General features: G+C 71.2%; 16 protein-coding genes and 1 pseudogene. 15 read left to right on the forward strand and 2 right to left on the reverse strand.

The annotated features are described in order from the left end of the window. From PHC73_RS03050 to eutC, 6 genes and pseudogenes are all read left to right on the forward strand, one after another. Positions 1 to 347, forward strand: a pseudogene (locus PHC73_RS03050) (hypothetical protein); the annotation flags it as partial. An 81-nt stretch (positions 348 to 428) separates the two neighbouring features. Beyond that, positions 429 to 1,841 carry a DNA polymerase Y family protein gene (locus PHC73_RS03055; protein ID WP_300124310.1) on the forward strand — a complete coding sequence of 471 codons (1,413 nt, stop codon included), beginning with the start codon at positions 429 to 431 and terminating at the stop codon, positions 1,839 to 1,841. Next, on the forward strand, positions 1,838 to 4,930 hold the full coding sequence (locus tag PHC73_RS03060) for an error-prone DNA polymerase (protein WP_300124312.1): 3,093 nt from the start codon (positions 1,838 to 1,840) through the stop codon (positions 4,928 to 4,930). Before PHC73_RS03055 ends, PHC73_RS03060 begins: the two co-directional genes overlap by 4 nt. 320 nt (positions 4,931 to 5,250) lie before the next feature. Then, complete coding sequence (gene eat / locus PHC73_RS03065) at positions 5,251 to 6,618, forward strand: ethanolamine permease (protein ID WP_300124315.1); 1,368 nt, start codon at positions 5,251 to 5,253, stop codon at positions 6,616 to 6,618. A gap of 20 nt (positions 6,619 to 6,638) precedes the next feature. Next, positions 6,639 to 8,021, forward strand: a complete 1,383-nt coding sequence (locus tag PHC73_RS03070; RefSeq protein ID WP_300124318.1) for an ethanolamine ammonia-lyase subunit EutB — start codon at positions 6,639 to 6,641, stop codon at positions 8,019 to 8,021. Then, positions 8,018 to 8,800: an ethanolamine ammonia-lyase subunit EutC gene (gene eutC / locus PHC73_RS03075; protein ID WP_300124321.1), complete on the forward strand. Its 783-nt coding sequence runs from the start codon at positions 8,018 to 8,020 to the stop codon at positions 8,798 to 8,800. Before PHC73_RS03070 ends, eutC begins: the two co-directional genes overlap by 4 nt. A 251-nt stretch (positions 8,801 to 9,051) precedes the next feature. Here eutC and PHC73_RS03080 read toward each other — a convergent pair whose 3' ends face one another. Together PHC73_RS03080 and PHC73_RS03085 are read right to left on the reverse strand one after the other, a co-directional pair. Next, positions 9,052 to 10,383, reverse strand: coding sequence for an aromatic ring-hydroxylating dioxygenase subunit alpha (locus tag PHC73_RS03080; RefSeq protein WP_300124323.1), 1,332 nt, complete (start codon positions 10,381 to 10,383; stop codon positions 9,052 to 9,054). A 103-nt stretch (positions 10,384 to 10,486) separates the two neighbouring features. Then, on the reverse strand, positions 10,487 to 10,819 hold the full coding sequence (locus tag PHC73_RS03085) for a DUF4405 domain-containing protein (RefSeq protein ID WP_300124325.1): 333 nt from the start codon (positions 10,817 to 10,819) through the stop codon (positions 10,487 to 10,489). A gap of 191 nt (positions 10,820 to 11,010) precedes the next feature. Here PHC73_RS03085 and PHC73_RS03090 point away from each other — a divergent pair, with 191 nt between their 5' ends. The 9 genes from PHC73_RS03090 to PHC73_RS03130 all read left to right on the forward strand — a co-directional run. Continuing rightward, entirely contained in the window at positions 11,011 to 11,934 is a 924-nt protein-coding gene (locus PHC73_RS03090; RefSeq protein ID WP_300124327.1) for a branched-chain amino acid transaminase, read from the forward strand. Positions 11,935 to 11,941: 7 nt separating this feature from the next. Continuing rightward, a complete protein-coding gene (locus tag PHC73_RS03095) occupies positions 11,942 to 12,148 on the forward strand; it encodes a zinc-finger domain-containing protein (RefSeq protein ID WP_300124329.1) in 207 nt (68 codons plus the stop codon). A gap of 16 nt (positions 12,149 to 12,164) precedes the next feature. Continuing rightward, the gene (gene waaF, locus PHC73_RS03100) at positions 12,165 to 13,157 is read left to right on the forward strand and encodes a lipopolysaccharide heptosyltransferase II (protein ID WP_300124332.1); all 993 of its coding nucleotides are present in this window, start codon (positions 12,165 to 12,167) and stop codon (positions 13,155 to 13,157) included. Continuing rightward, a complete protein-coding gene (gene waaC, locus PHC73_RS03105; RefSeq protein WP_300124335.1) occupies positions 13,154 to 14,179 on the forward strand; it encodes a lipopolysaccharide heptosyltransferase I in 1,026 nt (341 codons plus the stop codon). Before waaF ends, waaC begins: the two co-directional genes overlap by 4 nt. After that, complete coding sequence (locus tag PHC73_RS03110) at positions 14,176 to 15,288, forward strand: glycosyltransferase family 4 protein (RefSeq protein ID WP_300124337.1); 1,113 nt, start codon at positions 14,176 to 14,178, stop codon at positions 15,286 to 15,288. The genes waaC and PHC73_RS03110 overlap by 4 nt, the downstream gene beginning before the upstream one ends. Beyond that, positions 15,285 to 16,106 carry a lipopolysaccharide core heptose(I) kinase RfaP gene (gene rfaP / locus PHC73_RS03115; RefSeq protein ID WP_300124339.1) on the forward strand — a complete coding sequence of 274 codons (822 nt, stop codon included), beginning with the start codon at positions 15,285 to 15,287 and terminating at the stop codon, positions 16,104 to 16,106. Before PHC73_RS03110 ends, rfaP begins: the two co-directional genes overlap by 4 nt. Further along, positions 16,103 to 17,479: a lipopolysaccharide kinase InaA family protein gene (locus tag PHC73_RS03120; protein ID WP_300124342.1), complete on the forward strand. Its 1,377-nt coding sequence runs from the start codon at positions 16,103 to 16,105 to the stop codon at positions 17,477 to 17,479. The genes rfaP and PHC73_RS03120 overlap by 4 nt, the downstream gene beginning before the upstream one ends. Continuing rightward, positions 17,476 to 19,209 carry a carbamoyltransferase C-terminal domain-containing protein gene (locus PHC73_RS03125; protein ID WP_300124345.1) on the forward strand — a complete coding sequence of 578 codons (1,734 nt, stop codon included), beginning with the start codon at positions 17,476 to 17,478 and terminating at the stop codon, positions 19,207 to 19,209. Before PHC73_RS03120 ends, PHC73_RS03125 begins: the two co-directional genes overlap by 4 nt. 26 nt (positions 19,210 to 19,235) lie before the next feature. Then, on the forward strand, positions 19,236 to 19,626 hold a 391-nt coding region (locus tag PHC73_RS03130), incomplete at its 3' end, for a 4-hydroxythreonine-4-phosphate dehydrogenase PdxA (protein ID WP_300124348.1).

Below are 19,626 nucleotides of genomic sequence, written 5' to 3' on the forward strand. Positions count from 1 at the left end.
GCGCCGTCGTGTACTGGGGTGCGCCGCTGCTGGCCAACGCCGGGCGGCGCCTGCAACTGGCGGCCGCGGCCGCGCAGTGCCTGATGGTCTGCTTCGGTACCGGCCCGGCGGACGGTGCCGGTTACGCGGCGCTGCGCCTGGCGGTGACGGCGGCCGACGGCCGGCTGCGCGTGACGGTGCTGAGGTGTCGCGGCCGGCGTGCCGGCCACAGCCTGCTGCACGGCGATATGTCGGCGGAAATGGGTTCATCGGCAGGCCGAAAAATTCCCTCCCTGGAATTTTTCGGCTCGCTGCAGCGCGGTGCACGCCCGCGCTGCGCTCCGGAAATCACGGTCTCACGCCGGTGATTTCCGCGGGGCCATCCTGTCCCGCACGGCGCGCGCTGATTTGTGCTCGCCGAGCCCTGCGCGCGGCATGAGGCGGCGGTCATGCCCTGGCTGTGCGCGTGGTGTGCGGACCTGCCGCTGGCGGCGCTGGCGCTGCCACCCGCCGAACCTGCGGCGGTATACGAGCAGACCGGCAGCCGGCAGTGGCTGCATGCCGTCAATGCCGCCGCCGCGCAGCGCGGGCTGACGCCCGGCCTGCCGCTGCCGGCCGCGCTGGCGCGTGTGCCGGGTTTGCTCACGCGCCGCCGCCGGCCGGCGGCCGAGCGCGCCGCGCTCGAGGGTCTTGCGCTGTGGGCCTATCGTTTCGGCACGCCGGTCACGCTGTGCGCGCAGCGGCAGGCGGCGTGGGTGCGGATCGGCCCGAGCGCGGCAGCGTTTGGCGGCTGGGCGGGATTGATCGGCGCCATCGGGGCCGACCAGCCGCCGCAGCCGGTGCATTTCGGCATCGCCCCCACGCTGGCGGCGAGCCTGCTGCTGGCGCGCGCCGGGGCCGGGCTCGGCCGGCCGGTGCGGGCGGTGCATGAAATCCTCGCCGCCATCGGGCGTCTGCCACTGTCCCTGCTGCCGCTGGAAGAAGCGGCGCTGCGTCTGCTGACCGACGCCGGCCTCAGGCGCATCGGCGAGGTGCTGGCGATCGCGCCGGCCGCGCTCGGCCAGCGCCTGGGGCCCGAGGCGGTGTTGGCGCTCGAGCGCCTGTGCGGCCGTGCGCCGGAAGCCGTGAGCGCGTTCACGCCGCCGGCGCGTTACCGGCGGCGGTTGGAGTTCGACCAGCCGGTCGACAGTCGCGAGGCGCTGTTGTTTCCGCTGCGCATGCTGCTTGGCGAATTCGCCGCGTATCTGCGCGCCCGCGACCGGGCGGTGCAGACCTTCACGCTGCGCTTTGCGGATTCGCGCCGGCGGGTCACCGCGCACGTCATCGGGCTTCTGGCGCCGACGCGCGATGCGGCGCGCCTGCTGCGGGTGCTGCGCGAGCGCCTGGAGCGCCTGGAGCTGCCGGACGGCGTGCTGGAGCTGACGCTCGCGGCGGACCGCTTCGAGCCGCCGCCGGTGCAGCAGGACGACCTGTTCGGCGCCGATGCGCGGCTTCGCGAGCGCCTGCTGGAGCTGCGCGAGCGGCTCGCGGCGCGCCTTGGCGAGGCGGCGCTGCGGCAGATCGCGGTGAGCCCGGATCGACTGCCGGAGCACGCCATGACCACGTCCGAGCAACCGGGTGTCGGTGATCGAAATGCCGTGGCCGGCACGCACCACCCGCCGCGCCCGCCCTGGCTGCTGGCGACCCCGCAGCGCCTGACGCCGGCGCGTTTACTGGGTCCGCCCGAGCGCATCGAGGCCGGCTGGTGGCAGGGCGCTGCCGGGCGCGACTACTTTTTGGCCGAGGACGACGCCGGGCGCCTGTGCTGGGTGTATCGGGATCTTCGCGACGGCGCCTTCTACCTGCATGGTCTGTGGCAATGAGCGGCTATGCCGAGCTGCACTGCCTGTCGAATTTCTCGTTCCAGCGCGGCGCCTCGCATCCGCAGGAGCTGGTGACGCGCGCCGCCGGGCTCGGCTACCGCGCGCTCGCGCTCACCGACGAGTGCTCGCTGGCCGGCGTCGTGCGTGCCTGGGAGGCGGCCAAGCCGCTTCGCCTGCCGCTCATCATCGGCAGCGAGTTTCAGCTCGCGGACGGCCCGAAGCTGGTCCTGCTCGCGCCCGACAAGGCCGCCTACGCGCAGCTCGGCGCGCTGATCACCCACGCCCGCCGGCGCAGCCCCAAGGGGCGCTATCGGCTGACGCTGGCCGATCTCGACAGCGGCACCGATCGCCTGCTGGCGCTGTGGCTGCCGCGCTGGCCGGCGCAGGGTATCGACGAGGCGACATTGGCCGGCGAGGCCGAGGCACTGGCGGCGCGCTTCGCCGACCGCCTGTGGCTGGCCTTCGAGCGCCTGCTGCATCCGCAGGACCGCGTGCGGCATGCGGCGCTCGCGGCGCTTGGCCGCCGGCTCGGCCGGCCGCTGGTGGCGAGCGGCGACGTGCACATGCACGTGCGCGAGCGCCAGCCGCTGCAGGACGTGCTGGCCTGCATCGGCGCCCACACGCACGTGCACGACCCGGCGGCGCCGCTGTTCCCGAACGCCGAGCGGCATCTGCGGGAACTCTCGGTGCTGCAAAAGCTCTACCCGGCGGCATTGCTCGGACAAACGCTGGCGATCGCCGAGCGCTGCACGTTTCGCCTCGACGAGCTGCGCTACCAGTACCCCGCGGAGCTGGTGCCGCCCGGCATGAGCGCGGCCGAGCACCTGCGCGCGCTCACCGAGGCCGGCATGCGCCGCCGCTACCCGGACGGCTGCCCGCCGGCGGTGCGCGCGCAGGTGGACAAGGAACTCGCGCTGATCGCCGAGCTCGGCTACGAGCATTACTTCCTCACCGTCGAGGAGCTGGTGGCATTCGCCCGCAGCCGCGGCATCCTGTGCCAGGGCCGCGGCTCGGCGGCCAACTCGGCGGTCTGCTACCTGCTCGGCGTGACCGAGGTCGACCCGGCGCGCATGGACCTGCTGTTCGAGCGCTTCATCTCGAAGGAGCGCGGCGAGCCGCCCGACATCGACATCGACTTCGAGCACCAGCGCCGCGAGGAGGTGATCCAGCACATCTACCAGAAGTACGGCCGCGAGCGGGCGGCGCTCGCCTGCACCGTGCAGTGCTACCGCACGCGCGGCGCGCTGCGCGACGTCGGCAAGGCGCTCGGTCTCACCGTGCAGCAGGTGGATGCCGTGAACCGCGCGCTGGCCTGGTGGGACGACGAGACGGCGCTTCCGGCGCAGCTGCAAAAGCAGGGCTTGGCGCCCGACGGCGCCACCGTGCGCCATTTGCTCAGGCTCACGCGCGAGCTGACCGGCATGCCGCGGCATCTGTCGCAGCACGTCGGCGGCTTCGTCATCTCGCAGCGGCCGCTGAGCGAACTGGTGCCGGTTGAGAACGCCGCCATGGCCGAGCGCACCGTCATCCAGTGGGACAAGGACGACCTCGACGCGATGGGCATCCTCAAGGTGGACGTGCTGGCGCTCGGCATGCTGTCGGCGCTGCGGCGCTGTCTGGAGCTGGTCGGTGCCCGGCGCGGGCGGCCGTTTCGGCTGCAGGACATCCCGGCCGAGGATGCCGCCACCTACGCCATGATCGGCCGCGGCGAGACCACCGGCGTGTTCCAGATCGAGAGCCGGGCGCAGATGTCCATGCTGCCGCGCCTGAAGCCCAGGACGTTCTGGGATTTGGTGATCGAGGTCGCCATCGTGCGCCCGGGGCCGATCCAGGGCGACATGGTGCATCCGTACCTGCGTCGCCGGCAGGGCCTGGAGCCCGTGCACTACCCGAGCGACGAACTGCGCCAGGTGCTGGCGCCGACGCTCGGCGTGCCGCTGTTCCAGGAACAGGTGATGTCGATCGCCATCCGCGCCGCCGGCTTCACGCCGGGCGAGGCCGACCAGGTGCGCCGCTCGATGGCTGCCTGGCAGCGCAAGGGCGGGCTCGACCGGTTTCGCGACAAGCTGCTGGCCGGCATGGCGGCGCGCGGTTACGACGCCGACTTTGCCGAAGCCATCTACCGGCGGATTCTCGGCTTCGGCAGCTACGGCTTTCCGATGAGCCACGCGGCGAGCTTCGCGCTACTCACCTACGCCTCCTGCTGGCTGAAGTGCCACGAACCGGCCGCGTTCTGCGCCGCGCTGCTGAATTCGCAGCCGCTCGGCTTCTACGCCCCGGCGCAGCTCATCAACGAGGCGCGCCGCATGGGCGTGTGCTTTCGGCCGGTGGACGTGCAGCGCAGCGCCTGGGACTGCACGCTCGAGGCCGGTCCGGACGGCGCGCCCGAAGTGCGGCTTGGTCTCAATCAGGTGCGCGGCCTGCCGGCCGCAGAAGGGCAGGGGATCGTCACGGCGCGTGCGGCGGGGCCGTTTGGCTCGGTGCAGGATCTCGCCGAGCGGGCCGGACTCGGCCGGCGCGCGCTCGACGCGCTGGCGGGTGCCGGGGCGCTCGCGAGTCTCGCCGGGCACCGCCACGGCGCGCACTGGCAGGCGGCCGGCGTGCGCCGCAGCCGCGACCTGCTGGCCGGGCAGGCGCCGCGCGAGGCGCCGGTAGCGCTGCCGCCCCCGCGCGAGGGGCAGGACATCGCGGCCGATTACCGCAGCCTTGGCCTCACGCTCGGCCGCCACCCGCTCGCGCTGCTGCGCGGCCGGCTCGATCACCGGCGCGTTTGCACCGCCGCGGCGCTGGCCGGCCTGCCGGATGGGCGGTTGGTGCGCGTGGCGGGCATCGTCACCCACCGCCAGCGGCCGGGCACGGCGTCGGGCGTGGTGTTCGTGACGCTGGAGGACGAAACCGGCAGCGTGAATCTGGTGGTCTGGCCGCGCGTGCTGCAGGCGCAGCGTGAGGCCGTGCTAGGTGCCCGGCTGATGCTGGTGCACGGCCACCTGCAGGCGGCCGACGGCGTGATCCACGTGGTGGCCGGGCGTGTCGAGGACGCCTCGCACCTGCTCGGCGGACTGGCGGTCGAGTCGCGGGATTTTCACTGAGAGCTTGTGAATTTTTCAAGCTCTCAGGCCGGCCAGGGATGGCCGGACGCGAATCGAGCACGCAAGGGCTTGATTCGCGGGAGCACGTCCGGGCGTGTACCGGACGTGCGACGCAAGAAATGCGCAGGACTCGCATTTCTTCACAAACTCTGAGCCTGCACCAGGATCGGCGCACGCTGCGCTGCCGTGCACACGGCTGGCGCACGGGTGGCTGTGGCGGCCGGCAGGCAATGGCGCGCCGGTGGTCGATGGCGTAATGGCAGGCTTTTTGCACCCAAAACTGCGGCTCGTCCCCCGATGGCATAGCGCGAGGCACCGTCATGACCACCAAGCTCAAGTCCAGTCTGGGTCCCCTGCACCTGTGGGGCATCGCTGTCGGCCTGGTGATTTCCGGCGAATACTTCGGCTGGAGCTACGGCTGGGGCACGGCGGGCACGCTGGGCTTTCTGGTGACCACGGTGCTGGTGGCCAGCATGTACGCCGCCTTCATTTTCAGTTACACGGAACTGACGGCCGCCATCCCGCACGCGGGCGGGCCGTTCGCGTACAGCCGGCGCGCGTTCGGGCCGACAGGCGGGCTGATCGCCGGGTTCGCCACGCTGATCGAATTCGTGTTCGCGCCGCCGGCCATCGCGCTCGCCATCGGCGCGTATCTAAACGTGCAGTTCCCGGCGCTCGATCCGAAGACGGCGGCCGTCGGGGCCTACGTGGTCTTCATGGGGCTCAACATTCTGGGCGTGCAGATCGCCGCCACCTTCGAGCTCGTCGTCACGCTGCTGGCGGTGCTGGAACTTTTGGTATTCATGGGCGTGGTGGCGCCGGGATTCAGCGTGAGCCAGTTCGTGCTGAACGGCTGGGCCGGCGGCGAACGGTTCGGCGGCGCGGCGCTGGCTGGAATTTTCGCCGCCATCCCGTTCGCCATCTGGTTTTTCCTTGCCATCGAGGGCGCGGCCATGGCCGCCGAGGAGGCCAAGAACCCCAAGCGCACCATCCCGCTCGCCTACATCAGCGGCATCCTGACGCTGCTGGTGCTGGCCTTCGGGGTGATGATCCTGGCCGGCGGGGTGGGCGACTGGAAGGCGCTGTCCAACATCAACGACCCGTTGCCGCAGGCGATGAAAACCGTGGTCGGCGCCAGTTCCGGCTGGCTGCACATGCTGGTGTGGATCGGCCTGTTCGGGCTGGTGGCGAGCTTCCACGGCATCATCCTGGGCTACTCGCGGCAGTTCTTTGCACTCGCCCGCGCGGGTTACCTGCCGCCGGCGCTCGCGGCGCTGCACGCGCGCTTTCGCACGCCGCATCGGGCGATCGTTGCCGGTGGACTGATCGGTATCGCCGCCATCTACAGCGACGGCGTGGTCAAGCTGCAGGGCATGAGCCTGACGGCGGCCATGATCACCATGTCGGTGTTCGGCGCCATCGTCATGTATATCCTGAGCATGGCGAGCCTGTTCAAACTGCGCCGCAGCGAACCGGCCCTGGAGCGACCGTTCCGGGCGCCGGGCTATCCCGTGGTGCCGGCCATTGCGCTGGCGCTGGCGGTGGTATGCCTGCTGGCGATGGCCTGGTTCAATCCGCTGATCGGCGCGCTGTTTGCGGGATTCATGGTGGTGGGTTACGTGTACTTCCAGCTGACGGCGCACCAGCGCGCCAAGGCGCCCGCCGATGCCCTGCTGGAGCGGGCCTGAGCGCCGCGGCGGTGTGACGCATGGCCTACCGCAGCAGCGTCGGCGTGCGCGGTTACGTGTTCGCCGATTTGCGGGACGTGCTGGCCAAGGCCAGCCCGGCCCGTTCGGGCGACTACCTGGCGGGCCTCGGCGCCACCAGCTACGAGGAGCGCATGGCGGCGCGCCTGCTGCTGGCCGACCTGCCGCTGCGCACGTTCCTCGACCAGCCGCTGATTCCGTACGAAACCGACGAAGTCACCCGCCTGATCGTCGACCGCCACGACGCGGCGGCCTTCGCCCCGGTGAGCCACCTCACGGTCGGGGATTTCCGCAACTGGCTGCTGCTGGACAGCACAGACAGCGCCGCGCTCACGGCACTCGCCCCCGGCCTCACGCCGGAGATGGTGGCCGCGGTGAGCAAGCTGATGCGCAATCAGGACCTGATCCTGGTGGCGCGCAAGTGCCGGGTGGTGACGCGGTTTCGCAACACCATCGGCCTGCCGGGGCATCTGGCCGTGCGCCTGCAGCCGAACCACCCGACGGACGACCTCAAGGGCATCGCCGCGAGCACGCTCGACGGGCTGCTGTACGGCGCCGGCGACGCGGTGGTCGGCATCAACCCGGCCGGCGATTCACTCGCCACCATGCACGGTCTTTGGCAGATGCTGGACGAGCTTCGCACGCGCTTCGACATTCCCATGCAGAGCTGCGTGCTGACGCACGTGACCACGCAGATAAAGGCCATCGAGCAGGGCGCGCCGGTCGATCTGGTGTTCCAGTCGATCGCCGGCACCGAGGCGGCCAACGCGAGCTTCGGCGTGTCGCTCGCGCTGCTGCGCGAGGCGCGTGAGGCGGCGCTGTCGCTCGGGCGCGGCACGCTCGGCGACAACGTCATGTACTTCGAGACCGGGCAGGGCAGCGCGCTGTCGGCCGGCGCGCACCACGGCGTCGACCAGCAGACCTGCGAGGCGCGCGCCTACGCGGTGGCGCGCGAGTTCCGGCCGCTGCTCACCAACACCGTGGTCGGCTTCATCGGCCCGGAATACCTCTACGACGGCAAGCAGATCATCCGCGCGGGACTGGAAGACCACTTCTGCGGCAAGCTGCTCGGCGTGCCCATGGGCTGCGACGTGTGCTACACGAACCACGCCGAGGCCGACCAGGACGACATGGACACCCTGCTGACGTTGCTCGCCAACGCCGGGGTCAACTTCATCATGGGCATTCCGGGCGCGGACGACATCATGCTGAATTACCAGAGCACCTCATTCCACGACGCGCTCTACTTGCGCGCGTTGCTGGGCCTGAAGCGTGCGCCGGAGTTCGAGGCCTGGCTGGCGAGTATGGGCATTGCGGACGCGCAGGGCCGGCTGCGGCAGATCGGTCACGCGCACCGCCTGCTGCAAGGGCTGCCGCGGCTGTGAGCGGGCCGATCGAGTCGTCGCCTGCGGTCAGCACGCTGGTGCAGGACAACCCGTGGCAGGCGCTGCGCCGCCACACCGCGGCGCGCATCGCGCTAGGCCGGGTCGGTGCCAGCCTGCCGACCGACGAGGTGCTGCGCTTCGGCCTCGCCCACGCGCAGGCGCGCGATGCGGTGCTGCGACCGCTCGACTGCGAGGTGCTGCAGCGCGAACTGGCCGCCGACGGCTGGCGGGTGCTGCGCGCCCGCAGCCAGGCGCCGGGGCGTCGTGATTACCTGCTGCGCCCCGATCTTGGGCGGCGCCTGCGCGAGGCGGACCGGGCGGCGCTGGCCGCGCAGCCTGCGGCGGCGGAACTGGCGATCGTGGTGGCCGATGGCCTGTCGTCGTGCGCCGTGCAGCAACACGTGCGGCCACTGCTGGCGGAGTTTCGAAGCCGCTTCGACACCGACTGGGAGAACACGCCGCTGGTGCTGGTCGAGCAGGGGCGGGTGGCGATCGGCGATGACATCGGCGCGGCGCTCGGCGCCCAACTGGTGGTGGTGCTGATCGGCGAGCGGCCGGGTTTGAGTTCGCCGGCGAGCCTCAGCATTTATCTCACCTTCGCGCCGCGCCCGGGGCGCACGGACGGCGAGCGCAACTGCATTTCCAACGTGCGCCCGCAGGGTCTGGACTACCCGCTGGCCGCCCACAAGCTCGCCTACCTGTGCCGGGCCGCGCTGCGCTTGCAGCTGACCGGCGTCGGCCTCAAGGACGACAGCGATTTGGGCGTTTTGCCGGGGTGAGCCGGCTCGAACAGGTGTCGATTGGCCCTCTCCCCCGGCCCCTCTCCTGCGAGCGGGAGAGGGGTGCGCAGCCCGCGCACGGGAATCGCCTTTAGGAAACGCCGAAAAATCCCGTTCCTGGAATTCTTCATCTCGCTGCGGCGCGGCACACGCCCGCGCTGTGAGCAATGAATCAAGGGCTTGCCGCCATCGATTCATGCCGGGGCATCCCGCCCCGGACGCAACCGCCGAATGAACCGTTTCCTCAACCGTCAGCGCCCGCCGGCCACGCCGCGCCCGATCAGCCGCCGCCATTCGCGGTACTGCCCGTAGTAGAGCGTCTCGTCCATGATGTCCGGGCCGCTCGATTCGGGCGTGATGCCGAGCTGGCGGGCCAGCTCGTCGGGGCCCTTGACCATGCGCGTCATGCCGCGGTCGTAGCCCTGCTGCCAGGCCACGTAGCGGGCCTGGAAGCCCTGCTGGCAGGCTTCGAATTCGGTCAGGTCGTCCGGTGTCGCCATGCCGGTGGCGTTGAAGAAGTCCTCGTACTGGCGGATGCGCCGCTCGCGCTGGCCGCGGCTCTCGCCCTTGGGGGCGATGCAGTAGATCTGTACCCGCGTGAGGCCGGGTTCGAGCGGAAACCAGACGCGGATTTGCGACGATGCCTGCTCCATCAGGTTCACGTTGGGGTACACGAGCAGGTTGCGCTGGCGGCGCAGCATCCACTCGGCGTACACCTCGCCCATGCGCGCCCTGACCTCGTCGGCGCTGTCCCACAGCGGGCGGTTTTCCGGCCGCGGGAAGGTGCTCCAGACCATGGCGTGGCCGCGGCCGAGGTCGTAGCAGCCGGTGCGCCCGGCCAGCGCGTTCTTGTCGAAACCGGACTTGACCCGGTCCTGGCGCCCGGCGCTTTCCAGGCGCCGCTGCAACACGCCCACGTAGTTGCCGTGCACGGTGGTGAAGTGGTAACCGTCGATGCCGTTCTCGCACTGCATCTTCCAGTTGCCGCGGTAGGTGTAGGTGGAGCTGCCGCGCAGCACCTCGATGCCGTCCGGCCCCATGCCGGCCAGCATGTCGATGAACGGGCGCGTGTTGCCGAGGTGTTCCTCGAGCGCCGGCACGTCGGCGTTCAGGCTGGCGAACACGAAGCCCTTGTACACGCCCACGCGCGGCACCGGGGTGAGGTCGTGGCTTTGGTTCAGGAACGCCGGCGGGTAGGCGCCCTTGTCCTGGTCCTTGATGTCCACGCAGCGCCCGGCGCTGTCGAACACCCAGCCGTGGTAGGGGCAGGTGATGAATTTCTGGTTGCCGTGGGCGGTGCGGCACAGCGCCGCGCCGCGGTGCGGGCAGGCGTTCATGAAGGCGTGCACGGCGCCGCTCGCGTCGCGGGTGACGATGACCGGCTGGCGACCCATGCGGGTGCGGAAAAAGTCGTGCGGCCTGCCGACCTGGCTTTCGTGGCACAGGAAAATCCACGTGCCCTCGAAGATGTGCTTCATCTCGAGCTCGAACAGCTCCTGGTCCGTGAACAGGTCGCGGCTGACCTCGAACTGCCAGCTGTCCGGCCGGTCGACGATGAGCTGATCGATGTCGTTTGGTTTCATGGTGTGGGTTCCCCGCCTCGTGGTCGAAACGGGGCCACTGTGGCCCGGCCGCCGGCGCGGTTCTTGACGGGTGTCAATGCCGCCGCGTCTGCGGTGGCAGGGCTTACTCGGCCTGCGCGCCGAGCGCATCCAGCGGCTGCGCGATGTCGGGCGGCAGCTCGTTGTTGATGGCCACCGCGTACAGCACCACCAGCAGCGCCACCAGCGCGCCGCCGGTGATGGCCACCGCCCGGCTGCGCAGGTAGTGGCGCAGCGCGCCGAAGTTGAGCGTGAGGTGGGCCAGCATGGCCGCCACCATGACCAGGCCGAACAGCTTGTGCACCGGGTGCATCTGGATGGTGAACGACGGCCTTTCGATGACGAACATCAAAAGGCCCGAGGTCGACATGGCGATGAACGACACGAACAGCGTGACGGCGACGAGTTTGCGGAACATGGCGGCACTCCAGGGCGGGTGGGGGAGCGCCGGCAGTGTAAGAGAAGCGTCGATCGACTCGGCGCATGGCTCGCTGATCCATCGGCCGCTGGCGCGCCTGCGCCGGCCGGCCCGCGGTGTACACTTGCCGGCCGCCGCCGACGGCCGTCGGACGGCGCTTTTTTTGTCTTCAAAAAGCGGGGATTCGTGCCATGGGCATGGAAGATCGGGACGGCGTCATCTGGTTCGATGGGGAAATGGTTCCCTGGCGCGAGGCCAAGGTGCACGTACTGACCCATTCCCTGCACTACGGCATGGGCGTGTTCGAGGGCGTGCGCGCCTACAAGACCGCCCGCGGCACGGCGCTGTTTCGCCTGCCCGAGCACATCGAGCGCCTGTTCACCTCGGCGCACATCCTGCAGATGCACATCCCGTTCAGCCGCGAGCAGATCGCCGACGCCTGTCTGGCGGCCATCCGCGACAACGGCCTTGAAGACGGCTACGTGCGCCCGCTGGTGTTCTACGGTTCCGAGGCGATGGGCGTGAGCGCGCCGAACCTGTCGGTGCACGTGGCGATCGCCGCCTGGAAATGGGGTGCTTACCTGGGCGAAGGCGCGCTCGAGCGCGGCGTGCGCCTGCGCACGTCGTCGTACGCGCGCCACCACATCAACGTGACCATGTGTCGCACCAAGGCCACCGGCAATTACATCAACTCCATGCTGGCGCTGCGCGAGGCGCAGGCCTGCGGCTACGACGAGGCGCTGCTGCTGGACGTGGACGGCTACGTGGCCGAGGGCAGCGGCGAGAACGTGTTCCTGGTCCGCAAGGGCGTGATCTACACCCCGGACATCACCGCCGCGCTCGAGGGCATCACCCGCGACACGGTGATCACGCTGGCGCGCGATGCCGGCTACGAGGTGCGCGAGAAGCGCATCACGCGCGACGAGGTGTACATCGCCGACGAGGCGTTCTTCACCGGCACGGCCGCCGAGGTGACGCCGATCCGCTCGCTGGACGACCGGGTCATCGGCGAGGGTCGCCCCGGCCCGGTCACGCGCGCCCTACAGGAACGTTATTTCGATACCGTCAACGGCCGCAACGAGGCCCGTCTCGATTGGCTGACGCCGGTGAAGTGAGGCTGTCATGACGCGCGAAATCCCCGCTAACGCCCAGAACCGCTACGAGGTCACCCTGCGTGACCTGCCGCTGTGCTGCCCCATGCCGGGCATGAGCCTGTGGAACTCGCACCCGCGGGTGTACCTGCCGATCGCCGAGACCGGCCAGGAAAAATGCCCCTATTGCGGGGCGGTGTACGTGCTGGTGCGCGAGGCTGGCAACGCTGCAGCCTGAGGCACGCGCGCCTGCGGTGCTGGTCGTCGGCCCGTCGTGGGTCGGCGACATGGTGATGATCGAGCCGCTGCTGGCGCTGCTCAAGACTCGCCGGCCGGCACCGGCCATCGACGTGCTGGCGCCGGCCTGGTCGCGCCCGCTGCTCGCGCGCATGCCGGCGGTGCGGCGCGCCATCGATTTGCCGATCGGCCACGGCGCGCTGGCGCTTGGCGAACGCTGGCGCCTCGGCCGGGCGCTGCGCGGCCGGTATGCGCAGGCCATCGTGCTGCCGGGGTCGTGGAAGTCGGCGCTGATCCCGTTTTTCGCCGGCATCCCCAAGCGCACCGGCTTCGTGCGCGAGTTGCGCTTCGGGCTGCTGAATGACATCCGGCGCCTGGACAAGCGCGCCCTGCCGATGACGGTGCAGCGCTTCTGGGCGCTCGGCGCCGCGCCGGGCACGCCGCCGCCGGCGCGGCTTTCGCCGCGTTTGCGCAGCGATCCGGCCGCCGTGGCCGCCACACGCCGGGCGTTCGGTCTTGGCAGCCAGGCGCCGGCGCTGGTGCTGTGTCCGGGTGCCGAATACGGCCCGGCCAAGCGCTGGCCGGCGGCGCATTTCGCCGCCGTGGCGCGCCATTATTTGGCCAAGGGCTGGCAGGTGTGGCTGCTCGGTTCGGCCAAGGACGCGCCGGTCACCACGGCCATCGCCGTTCTGGCGCCGGGGGCGGTCGATCTGGCCGGGCGCACCGATCTTGGCGCGGCCTGCGACCTCATCGCCGCGGCGGCGCTGGTGGTCAGCAACGACAGCGGCCTGATGCACGTGGCGGCCGCCTTCGGCCGGCCGCTGGTGGCGGTGTACGGCTCGTCCGATCCGGGTTTCACGCCGCCGCTGTCCGACCGCGCGCGGGTGCTGTCACTGCATCTGTCGTGCAGCCCGTGCTTCGAGCGCGAATGCCCGCTCGGGCACCTGAAGTGCCTGCAAGACCTCGCGCCGGCCCGGGTGATCGAAGCCGCCGACGCGCTGCTCGCATGAAGCTGCTGCTGATCAAGACCTCGTCGCTGGGCGACGTGCTGCACGCGCTGCCGGCGCTCACGGAAGCCAAGGCGCACATCCCGGCGCTCGACTGCCACTGGGTGGTGGAGGAGGGCTTCGTGGACATTCCCGCCTGGCACCCGGCGGTGAGTGCCGTGCTGGCGGTGGCCATCCGCCGCTGGCGGCGCGCGCCGCTCGCGGCGCTGCGCCAAGGCGAGCTCGGGCGGTTTTTCGCGCGCCTGCGCGCCGAGCGTTACGACTGCGTGCTGGACGCGCAGGGCCTGCTCAAGACCGCACCCATCACGCTGCTGTCGCGCGGGCCGCGGGTCGGCTTCGACCGGCGCAGCGCCCGCGAGGGCCTGGCGAGCGTCTGCTATGACCGCGCGGTGCCGGTCGACCGGCGCCAGCACGCGGTGCAGCGGCTGCGCAGCCTGTTCGCGGCAGCGCTCGGCTACGAGGTGTCGGCCACACCGCCCGACTACGGCATCGACCGCGCGCGCCTGCCGCCGGCCGCGCAGCAGGGCGATTACTTCATGTTTCTGCACGGCAGCACCTGGCCGAGCAAGCTGTGGCCGCAGGCGCATTGGCGAGCGCTGATCGCGCGCGCCGGGCAGGTTGGCTTGAAGGTGCTGCTGCCGTTTGGCAATGCCGACGAACGCCAGCGGGCGCAGGCGCTGGCGCAGGGATTCCCGCATGCCCGGGTGCTGCCGCCGCTTGGCCTGCCGCAGCTGGCCGCTACGCTGGCCGGCGCGCGGGCGGTGGTGGGCGTGGACAGCGGGCCGACGCACCTGGCCTGTGCGCTCGGCACGCCGACCGTGTCCATTTACGGCGCCACCGATCCCGCCCTCACCGGCACCTGGGGCGCGCGCCAGCGGCGCATGCAGGCGCGCTTTGCCTGCGCGCCGTGTCTGAAACGTGTGTGCCGGTTCCCGGCCGGCGCGGCGCTGCATCCGCCCTGCTACGGCGCGCTCGATGCCGAGGCCGTGTGGGCGCAGTTGCAGAGCCTCGGGTTGGCGCCATGAAGATCGCGTTCTGTCTTTTCAAATACTTTCCCTACGGCGGCCTGCAGCGCGACGCGCTGCGCATCGCCCGGCTGCTGCTGGATCGCGGGCACCGGGTGGAGTTCTTCACGCTCGACTGGCAGGGCGAGCGCGATGCGGCGCTGCCGGTGCACCTGCTGCCGGCGCGCGGGCTTGCCAACCACGCCCGCTATGCACGCTTTGCCCGCGCATTTGCCGCGGTGGCGCGCGGTTTCGATGGCCGGGTCGGCTTCAACAAGCTGCCGGGGCTGGACGTGTATTACGCCGCCGATAGCTGTTTTGTGGCGCGCATGGCCAGGCGGCCGTTCTGGCACCGGCTGACGGGCCGCTACCGCGCTTTCGTGGCGGCGGAGGGGGCGGTGTTCGCGCCTTGGTCGCGCACGCACATCCTCGCCATCTCGGCCGCCGAGGCGCGGCGCTATCAGGCCGCCTGGGGGACGCCCGCCGAGCGCTTTCATCCGTTGCCGCCCGGCATCACCACCGACCGCCGCGCCGGACCGGATGCGCCCGCCTTGCGCGCGAGTCTGCGTGCCGAGTTCGGCATCGCGCCGGACGAGTTTTTGCTGCTGGCGGTCGGCTCCGGCTTTCGCATGAAGGGCCTGGACCGCAGCATCGAGGCGCTGGCGGCCTTGCCGGAGGCGCTGCGCGCGCGCACGCGCCTGATCGCCATCGGCCGCGACAAACCGGGCGAATTTCAGCGCCTGGCGCGCCGGCTCGGGGTGGCCGATCGGTTCACCATCCTGCCGGGGCGCGACGACATCCCGCGCTTTCTGCAGGGCGCCGATCTGCTGCTGCACCCGGCGCGTTACGAGAACACCGGCGCGGTGCTGATCGAGGCGGTGGTGGCGGGTCTGCCGGTGCTGGCGACGGACGTCTGCGGCTACGCCGAACACGTGGCGGCAAGCGGCTGCGGGCGCCTGCTCGGCGATCCGTTCTCGCAGGCCGAGCTGAACGCCGCGCTCGCCGCGGCGCTCGGCGGCCCGCAGCGTCCCGCCTGGCGCGCGGCCGGCATCGCCTACGGGCAAAGCCACGACCTGTGGCATTTGCACGAGCGCGCGGCGGATGCCATCGAGCAGGTGCTGGCGCGATGATCCTGCAGCTCGAACCCGAAATTGCCCAAGCGCTCGGCGCCGACCCGTTCACGGCGCTGATGCAGCTGCCGGGCGAGGTTTACCGCGCCACCGGCGGGCGTCAGACGCTGCGCGTCGAGATCGCCGGGCAGGCGTATTTCTTGAAGCGCCATCACGGCGTCGGCTGGCGGGAGATTTGGAAGAACCTGCTGCACCTGCGCCTGCCGGTGCTGGGCGCGGCGACCGAGGTGCGCGCCATCCGACGCCTCACGCAGCTTCACGTGCCGACGCTGCACTGCGCCGGCTGGGGGCAGCGTGGCTGGAACCCGGCCCGCCGGCAGTCGTTCGCGCTCACCCGCGCGCTCGACGACACGGTGAGCTTGGAGGATTTGTGCGCCGACTGGGGCCACACGGCCGGCGATCTCGCGCGCCTGCGCTTGAAGCGCGCGCTGCTGCGGCAGCTCGCCGGCATCGCCCGCACGCTGCACGAAAACGGCGTCAATCATCGCGATTTTTATCTGTGCCATTTCCTGCTGCGCCGGGACAGTCCCGGCCTTCGCGAGCCCGGCGGCCGGCTCGAGCTGCACCTGATCGACCTGCACCGGGTGCAGCTGCGCGCCCGCACGCCGCACCGCTGGCGCGTCAAGGACATCGCCGGGTTGTATTTTTCGGCGCTCGATGCGGGCCTCACGCGCACCGACTGCCTGCGCTTCATGCGCCTTTACAGCGCCGCTGCGCTGCGCACCGAGCTCGGGCGTGCGTTCTGGCGGCAGGTGCGCCGGCAGGCGGCGCGCCTGTACCGCAAGGCGCACGGGCGCGGGCCGCGCCTGCCGCTGTGAACGCCACGCCCGACCTGCCGCTGCGCCTCACCGTGCCGGGGTTCGGCAGCGTGCGCTGTGCGCGGGCGCTGCGCGTGCTGCCCGGCCGGCGCTGGACGCTCGCCGGCACGCTCGAACACGACGGCCGGCCGGTGGTGGCCAAGCTGTTTTTGGGTGGCCGGGCCAGGCGGTATTTCGCGCGCGAGCGGCGCGGACTCGAGGCGCTGCACGCGCGCGGGCTCGATGCGCCCGAGCTGCTGTACGCCGGGCCGTGCGCCGAACCGGCCGGCTGGCTCATCGTCACCGTCTGGCTGCCAGGCAGCCCGGGCGACGCGCTCGGCGAGGCGGCTTTGGTGGCGGTGCTGCGCGCGGTGGCGCTGCATCACGCGCACGGCATCGAGCAGCGCGACGCGCATCTGGGCAATTTTCTGGTGCGCGGCGGCGTGGCCTGGACGCTCGACGGCGCCGGTATCCGCGCCGGCCGGGCGCCGCTGCCGGCGCGCCGGGCGCGGCGCAATCTCGCGCAGTGGCTGGCGCAATTCCCGCCGTCGCTAGATGCCCGCCTTGGCGAGTGGTGCGCGCTGTATGGGCGCCTGGCGGCGCCGCTGGAGCGTGCGACGCTGCAGCGCGCGCTCGACCGCGCCCGGCGCCGGCGCGAGGCCGAGTGCATTGACAAGGCGCTGCGCAGCTGCACGGCCTTCGTGGCCCTGCGCAGCCTGCGGCGGTTTGCGGTGCTCGACCGCCGCGACGACGCGCCGCAGCTGCGGGCCTGGCTAGACGCGCCGGACGCGCCCTACGAGGACCTGCGCGCGCAATGGCTCAAGCGCGGCAACAGCGCCAGCGTGCTGCGCGTGGAGCTGGACGGCCGGGTGCGGGTGATCAAACGCTACAATCTGAAAAACCTTGCGCACCGTTTGCGGCGCTTGTGGCGGCCGAGCCGCGCCTGGCACAGCTGGCGCAACGCGCAGCGCCTGGCCCTGTGGGGCCTGCCGACGCCGCGGCCCGTGGCGCTGCTGGAACACCGGTTCGGCTGGCTGCGGGGCCGTGCCTGGTACGTCTGCGAGTGGGTGGCGGGCGAGTCCCTGGCGCAGGTGCTGCCGGCCGCCGATCCGCCGCGGCGCGACTTGCTGCTGGACCGCCTGTGCGCGCTGCTGGCAGACCTGGCGCGCCTGCGCCTGACGCACGGTGACCTCAAGGCCACCAATCTGCTGGTCGATCAGGACAATCAATTGATGCTGCTGGACCTGGACGCCCTGCGCCGGCATCGGCGCCGGGCCACCTTCGAGCGCGCCCTGGCGCGCGACATCGCCCGTCTGCGCGCCAACTGGGCCGATGACGCCGAGCTGCTGGCGGCGCTCGACGCCGCGCTCACCGCCGCGGGGCTGGCGCGATGATCGTGCTGGGTCTGTCGGGGGCGGTGAATCACGACGCCTCGGCGGCGCTGCTCATCGACGGCGAGATCGTCGCCGCGGCGGAGGAAGAACGCTTCATCCGCGACAAGCACGCCAAGGGCCGCCAGCCGGTCGAGGCGGCGCGGTTCTGTCTTGCTCAGGCCGGCATCCGCCCCGAGCAGGTCGACGCCATCGCCTATCCCTACGCGCCGATCAGCCTGTTCTCGTCGCCGGCCCGCTGGCACTACGCGGCGCGCCACTGGTACGCCCCGGATCGGGCACTGGTGGCGCTGTTCGCCGGCAACCGACGCTTTACGCGTAACCGCCGCCGGGCGCTTGCCATGCTGGGCGAGCTTGGTTTTGCGAACGCCGGCGCGCGTTTCGTGCCGGTGGAGCACCATCTCGCGCACGCTTCGAGCGCCTACCACCTGTCGGGCTTCGACGGCAAAGTCGCCATCCTCGGCATCGACGGCCGCGGCGAGTACGCCACCACGTTCTTTGGCTACGGCCAGGCCGGCCGCATCCACAAGCTCGCCGAGTTCTACGAGCCCGATTCGCTGGGCGGCCTGTACGGCGCCATCACCGAATACCTCGGCTTCGAGATGCTGGACGGCGAGTTCAAGGTGATGGGTATGGCGCCCTACGGCGACCCCGATCGCTACGACCTGTCGCGCCTGCTGCGCTGCGACGGCCGGCGCCTGCGCGTGAACAATCGCCTGGTGAACGTGGTCGGCCTGCGCCGCTACAAGCGCGCCGGCAAGGGCTATTTTTTCAGTCCGAAGCTGGTCGACTGGCTCGGCCCGCCGCGGCAGGGCGACGCCATCGACGAGCCCTACATCCACTACGCGGCGGCGGTGCAGAAGCTGCTGGAAGACACCGTGCTGCGGCTGGTGCAAACGCATCTCGGGCCCGTGCTCGCCGAAGGCGGCCAGCTCGCCTATGCCGGCGGCGTGGCGCTCAACGTGAAGCTCAACCAGCGCCTGCTGGCGCTGCCGGACGTGCGGCGGCTATTCGTGCAGCCGGCGGCGGGCGATGCCGGCACCGCGCTCGGCGCGGCCACCTACGTGGCGGCGGCGGCCGGCGATGCGATCCAGCCGCTGCGGCACGTGTACCTCGGGCCGAGTTACAGCACCGACGAGTGCCTGGCAGCCTGCGCTGTCCATCCGGCGCGGCCGGCGTTCCGGCGCCTGGACGACACCCTGACCACGGCCGCCGACATCCTCGCCGCCGGGCATCCGCTCGCCTGGCTGCAGGGACGCATGGAGTTCGGGCCGCGTGCGCTCGGCAACCGCAGCATCCTCGGCAACCCGGCATCGCCCGGCATCGCCGAGCGCATCAATGCGCAGATCAAGTACCGCGAGCGCTGGCGGCCGTTCTGCCCGTCGGTGTCGGATCGCGTGGCGGCGGACATCATCGGCACCGACCACCCGGCGCCGTTCATGACCTTCACCTTCGACGTCGCCCCCCACTGGAAGCCGCGCATCCCGGAAGTGGTGCACGAGGACGGCACCGCACGCGTGCAAATCGTGAGCGCCGACACCAACCCGCGCTACTACGCGCTGCTGGACGCGGTGGCCGCGCGCACCGGCGTGCCGGTGCTGCTGAACACCTCGCTGAACCGCCGCGGCGAGCCCATGGTGTGCTCGCCCAAAGACGCGCTCGACATGTTCTTTGGCTGCGACCTCGAATACCTCATCATGGAGGACGTGCTGGTGACCAAAACCGCGCCCTGAAGACGCGTCTATCGAGGAGGATTCCCATGACCCCCATCGTGGCGACGGTGATCGGCGACCCCTGCGGCATCGGCCCCGAGGTGGTGCTGAAGGCGCTCGCCAGCGCGCCGGCGGACGTCGGCCGGCCGCTGCTGATCGGCAGCCTCACGGCGCTCGAGAAAACCCGCGCCGCCTGCGGCATCGACATCGCCCTGCGCGCGGTGGGGGACATCGCGCAGGCGCGGTTTGTGCCCGGCGTCGTCGACGTGCTGGACGAGTTTCCGCTCGATCCGGCCGAGATCGTGTTCGGCCGCGCGTCGGCCGCCTGCGGGCAGGCGGTGCTGCACTGGCTGGCGAGCGCCGAGCGCCTGGGCCGCGCCGGCGCCGTGCAGGCCACCGTCATGGCGCCCGTCGACAGCACGGCGCTGCGCCTGACGG

It is taken from the genome of Immundisolibacter sp. (assembly GCF_028696615.1).
GTDB lineage: Bacteria > Pseudomonadota > Gammaproteobacteria > Immundisolibacterales > Immundisolibacteraceae > Immundisolibacter.

Coding starts and splice junctions, on each gene's coding strand:
- PHC73_RS03055 (WP_300124310.1), top strand. CDS start 429: ATGCCCTGGCTGTGCGCGTGGTGTGCGGACCTGCCGCTGGCGGCGCTG.
- PHC73_RS03060 (WP_300124312.1), top strand. CDS start 1,838: ATGAGCGGCTATGCCGAGCTGCACTGCCTGTCGAATTTCTCGTTCCAG.
- eat (WP_300124315.1), top strand. CDS start 5,251: ATGACCACCAAGCTCAAGTCCAGTCTGGGTCCCCTGCACCTGTGGGGC.
- PHC73_RS03070 (WP_300124318.1), top strand. CDS start 6,639: ATGGCCTACCGCAGCAGCGTCGGCGTGCGCGGTTACGTGTTCGCCGAT.
- PHC73_RS03080 (WP_300124323.1), bottom strand. CDS start 10,383: ATGAAACCAAACGACATCGATCAGCTCATCGTCGACCGGCCGGACAGC.
- PHC73_RS03085 (WP_300124325.1), bottom strand. CDS start 10,819: ATGTTCCGCAAACTCGTCGCCGTCACGCTGTTCGTGTCGTTCATCGCC.
- PHC73_RS03090 (WP_300124327.1), top strand. CDS start 11,011: ATGGGCATGGAAGATCGGGACGGCGTCATCTGGTTCGATGGGGAAATG.
- PHC73_RS03095 (WP_300124329.1), top strand. CDS start 11,942: ATGACGCGCGAAATCCCCGCTAACGCCCAGAACCGCTACGAGGTCACC.
- waaC (WP_300124335.1), top strand. CDS start 13,154: ATGAAGCTGCTGCTGATCAAGACCTCGTCGCTGGGCGACGTGCTGCAC.
- PHC73_RS03110 (WP_300124337.1), top strand. CDS start 14,176: ATGAAGATCGCGTTCTGTCTTTTCAAATACTTTCCCTACGGCGGCCTG.
- rfaP (WP_300124339.1), top strand. CDS start 15,285: ATGATCCTGCAGCTCGAACCCGAAATTGCCCAAGCGCTCGGCGCCGAC.
- PHC73_RS03125 (WP_300124345.1), top strand. CDS start 17,476: ATGATCGTGCTGGGTCTGTCGGGGGCGGTGAATCACGACGCCTCGGCG.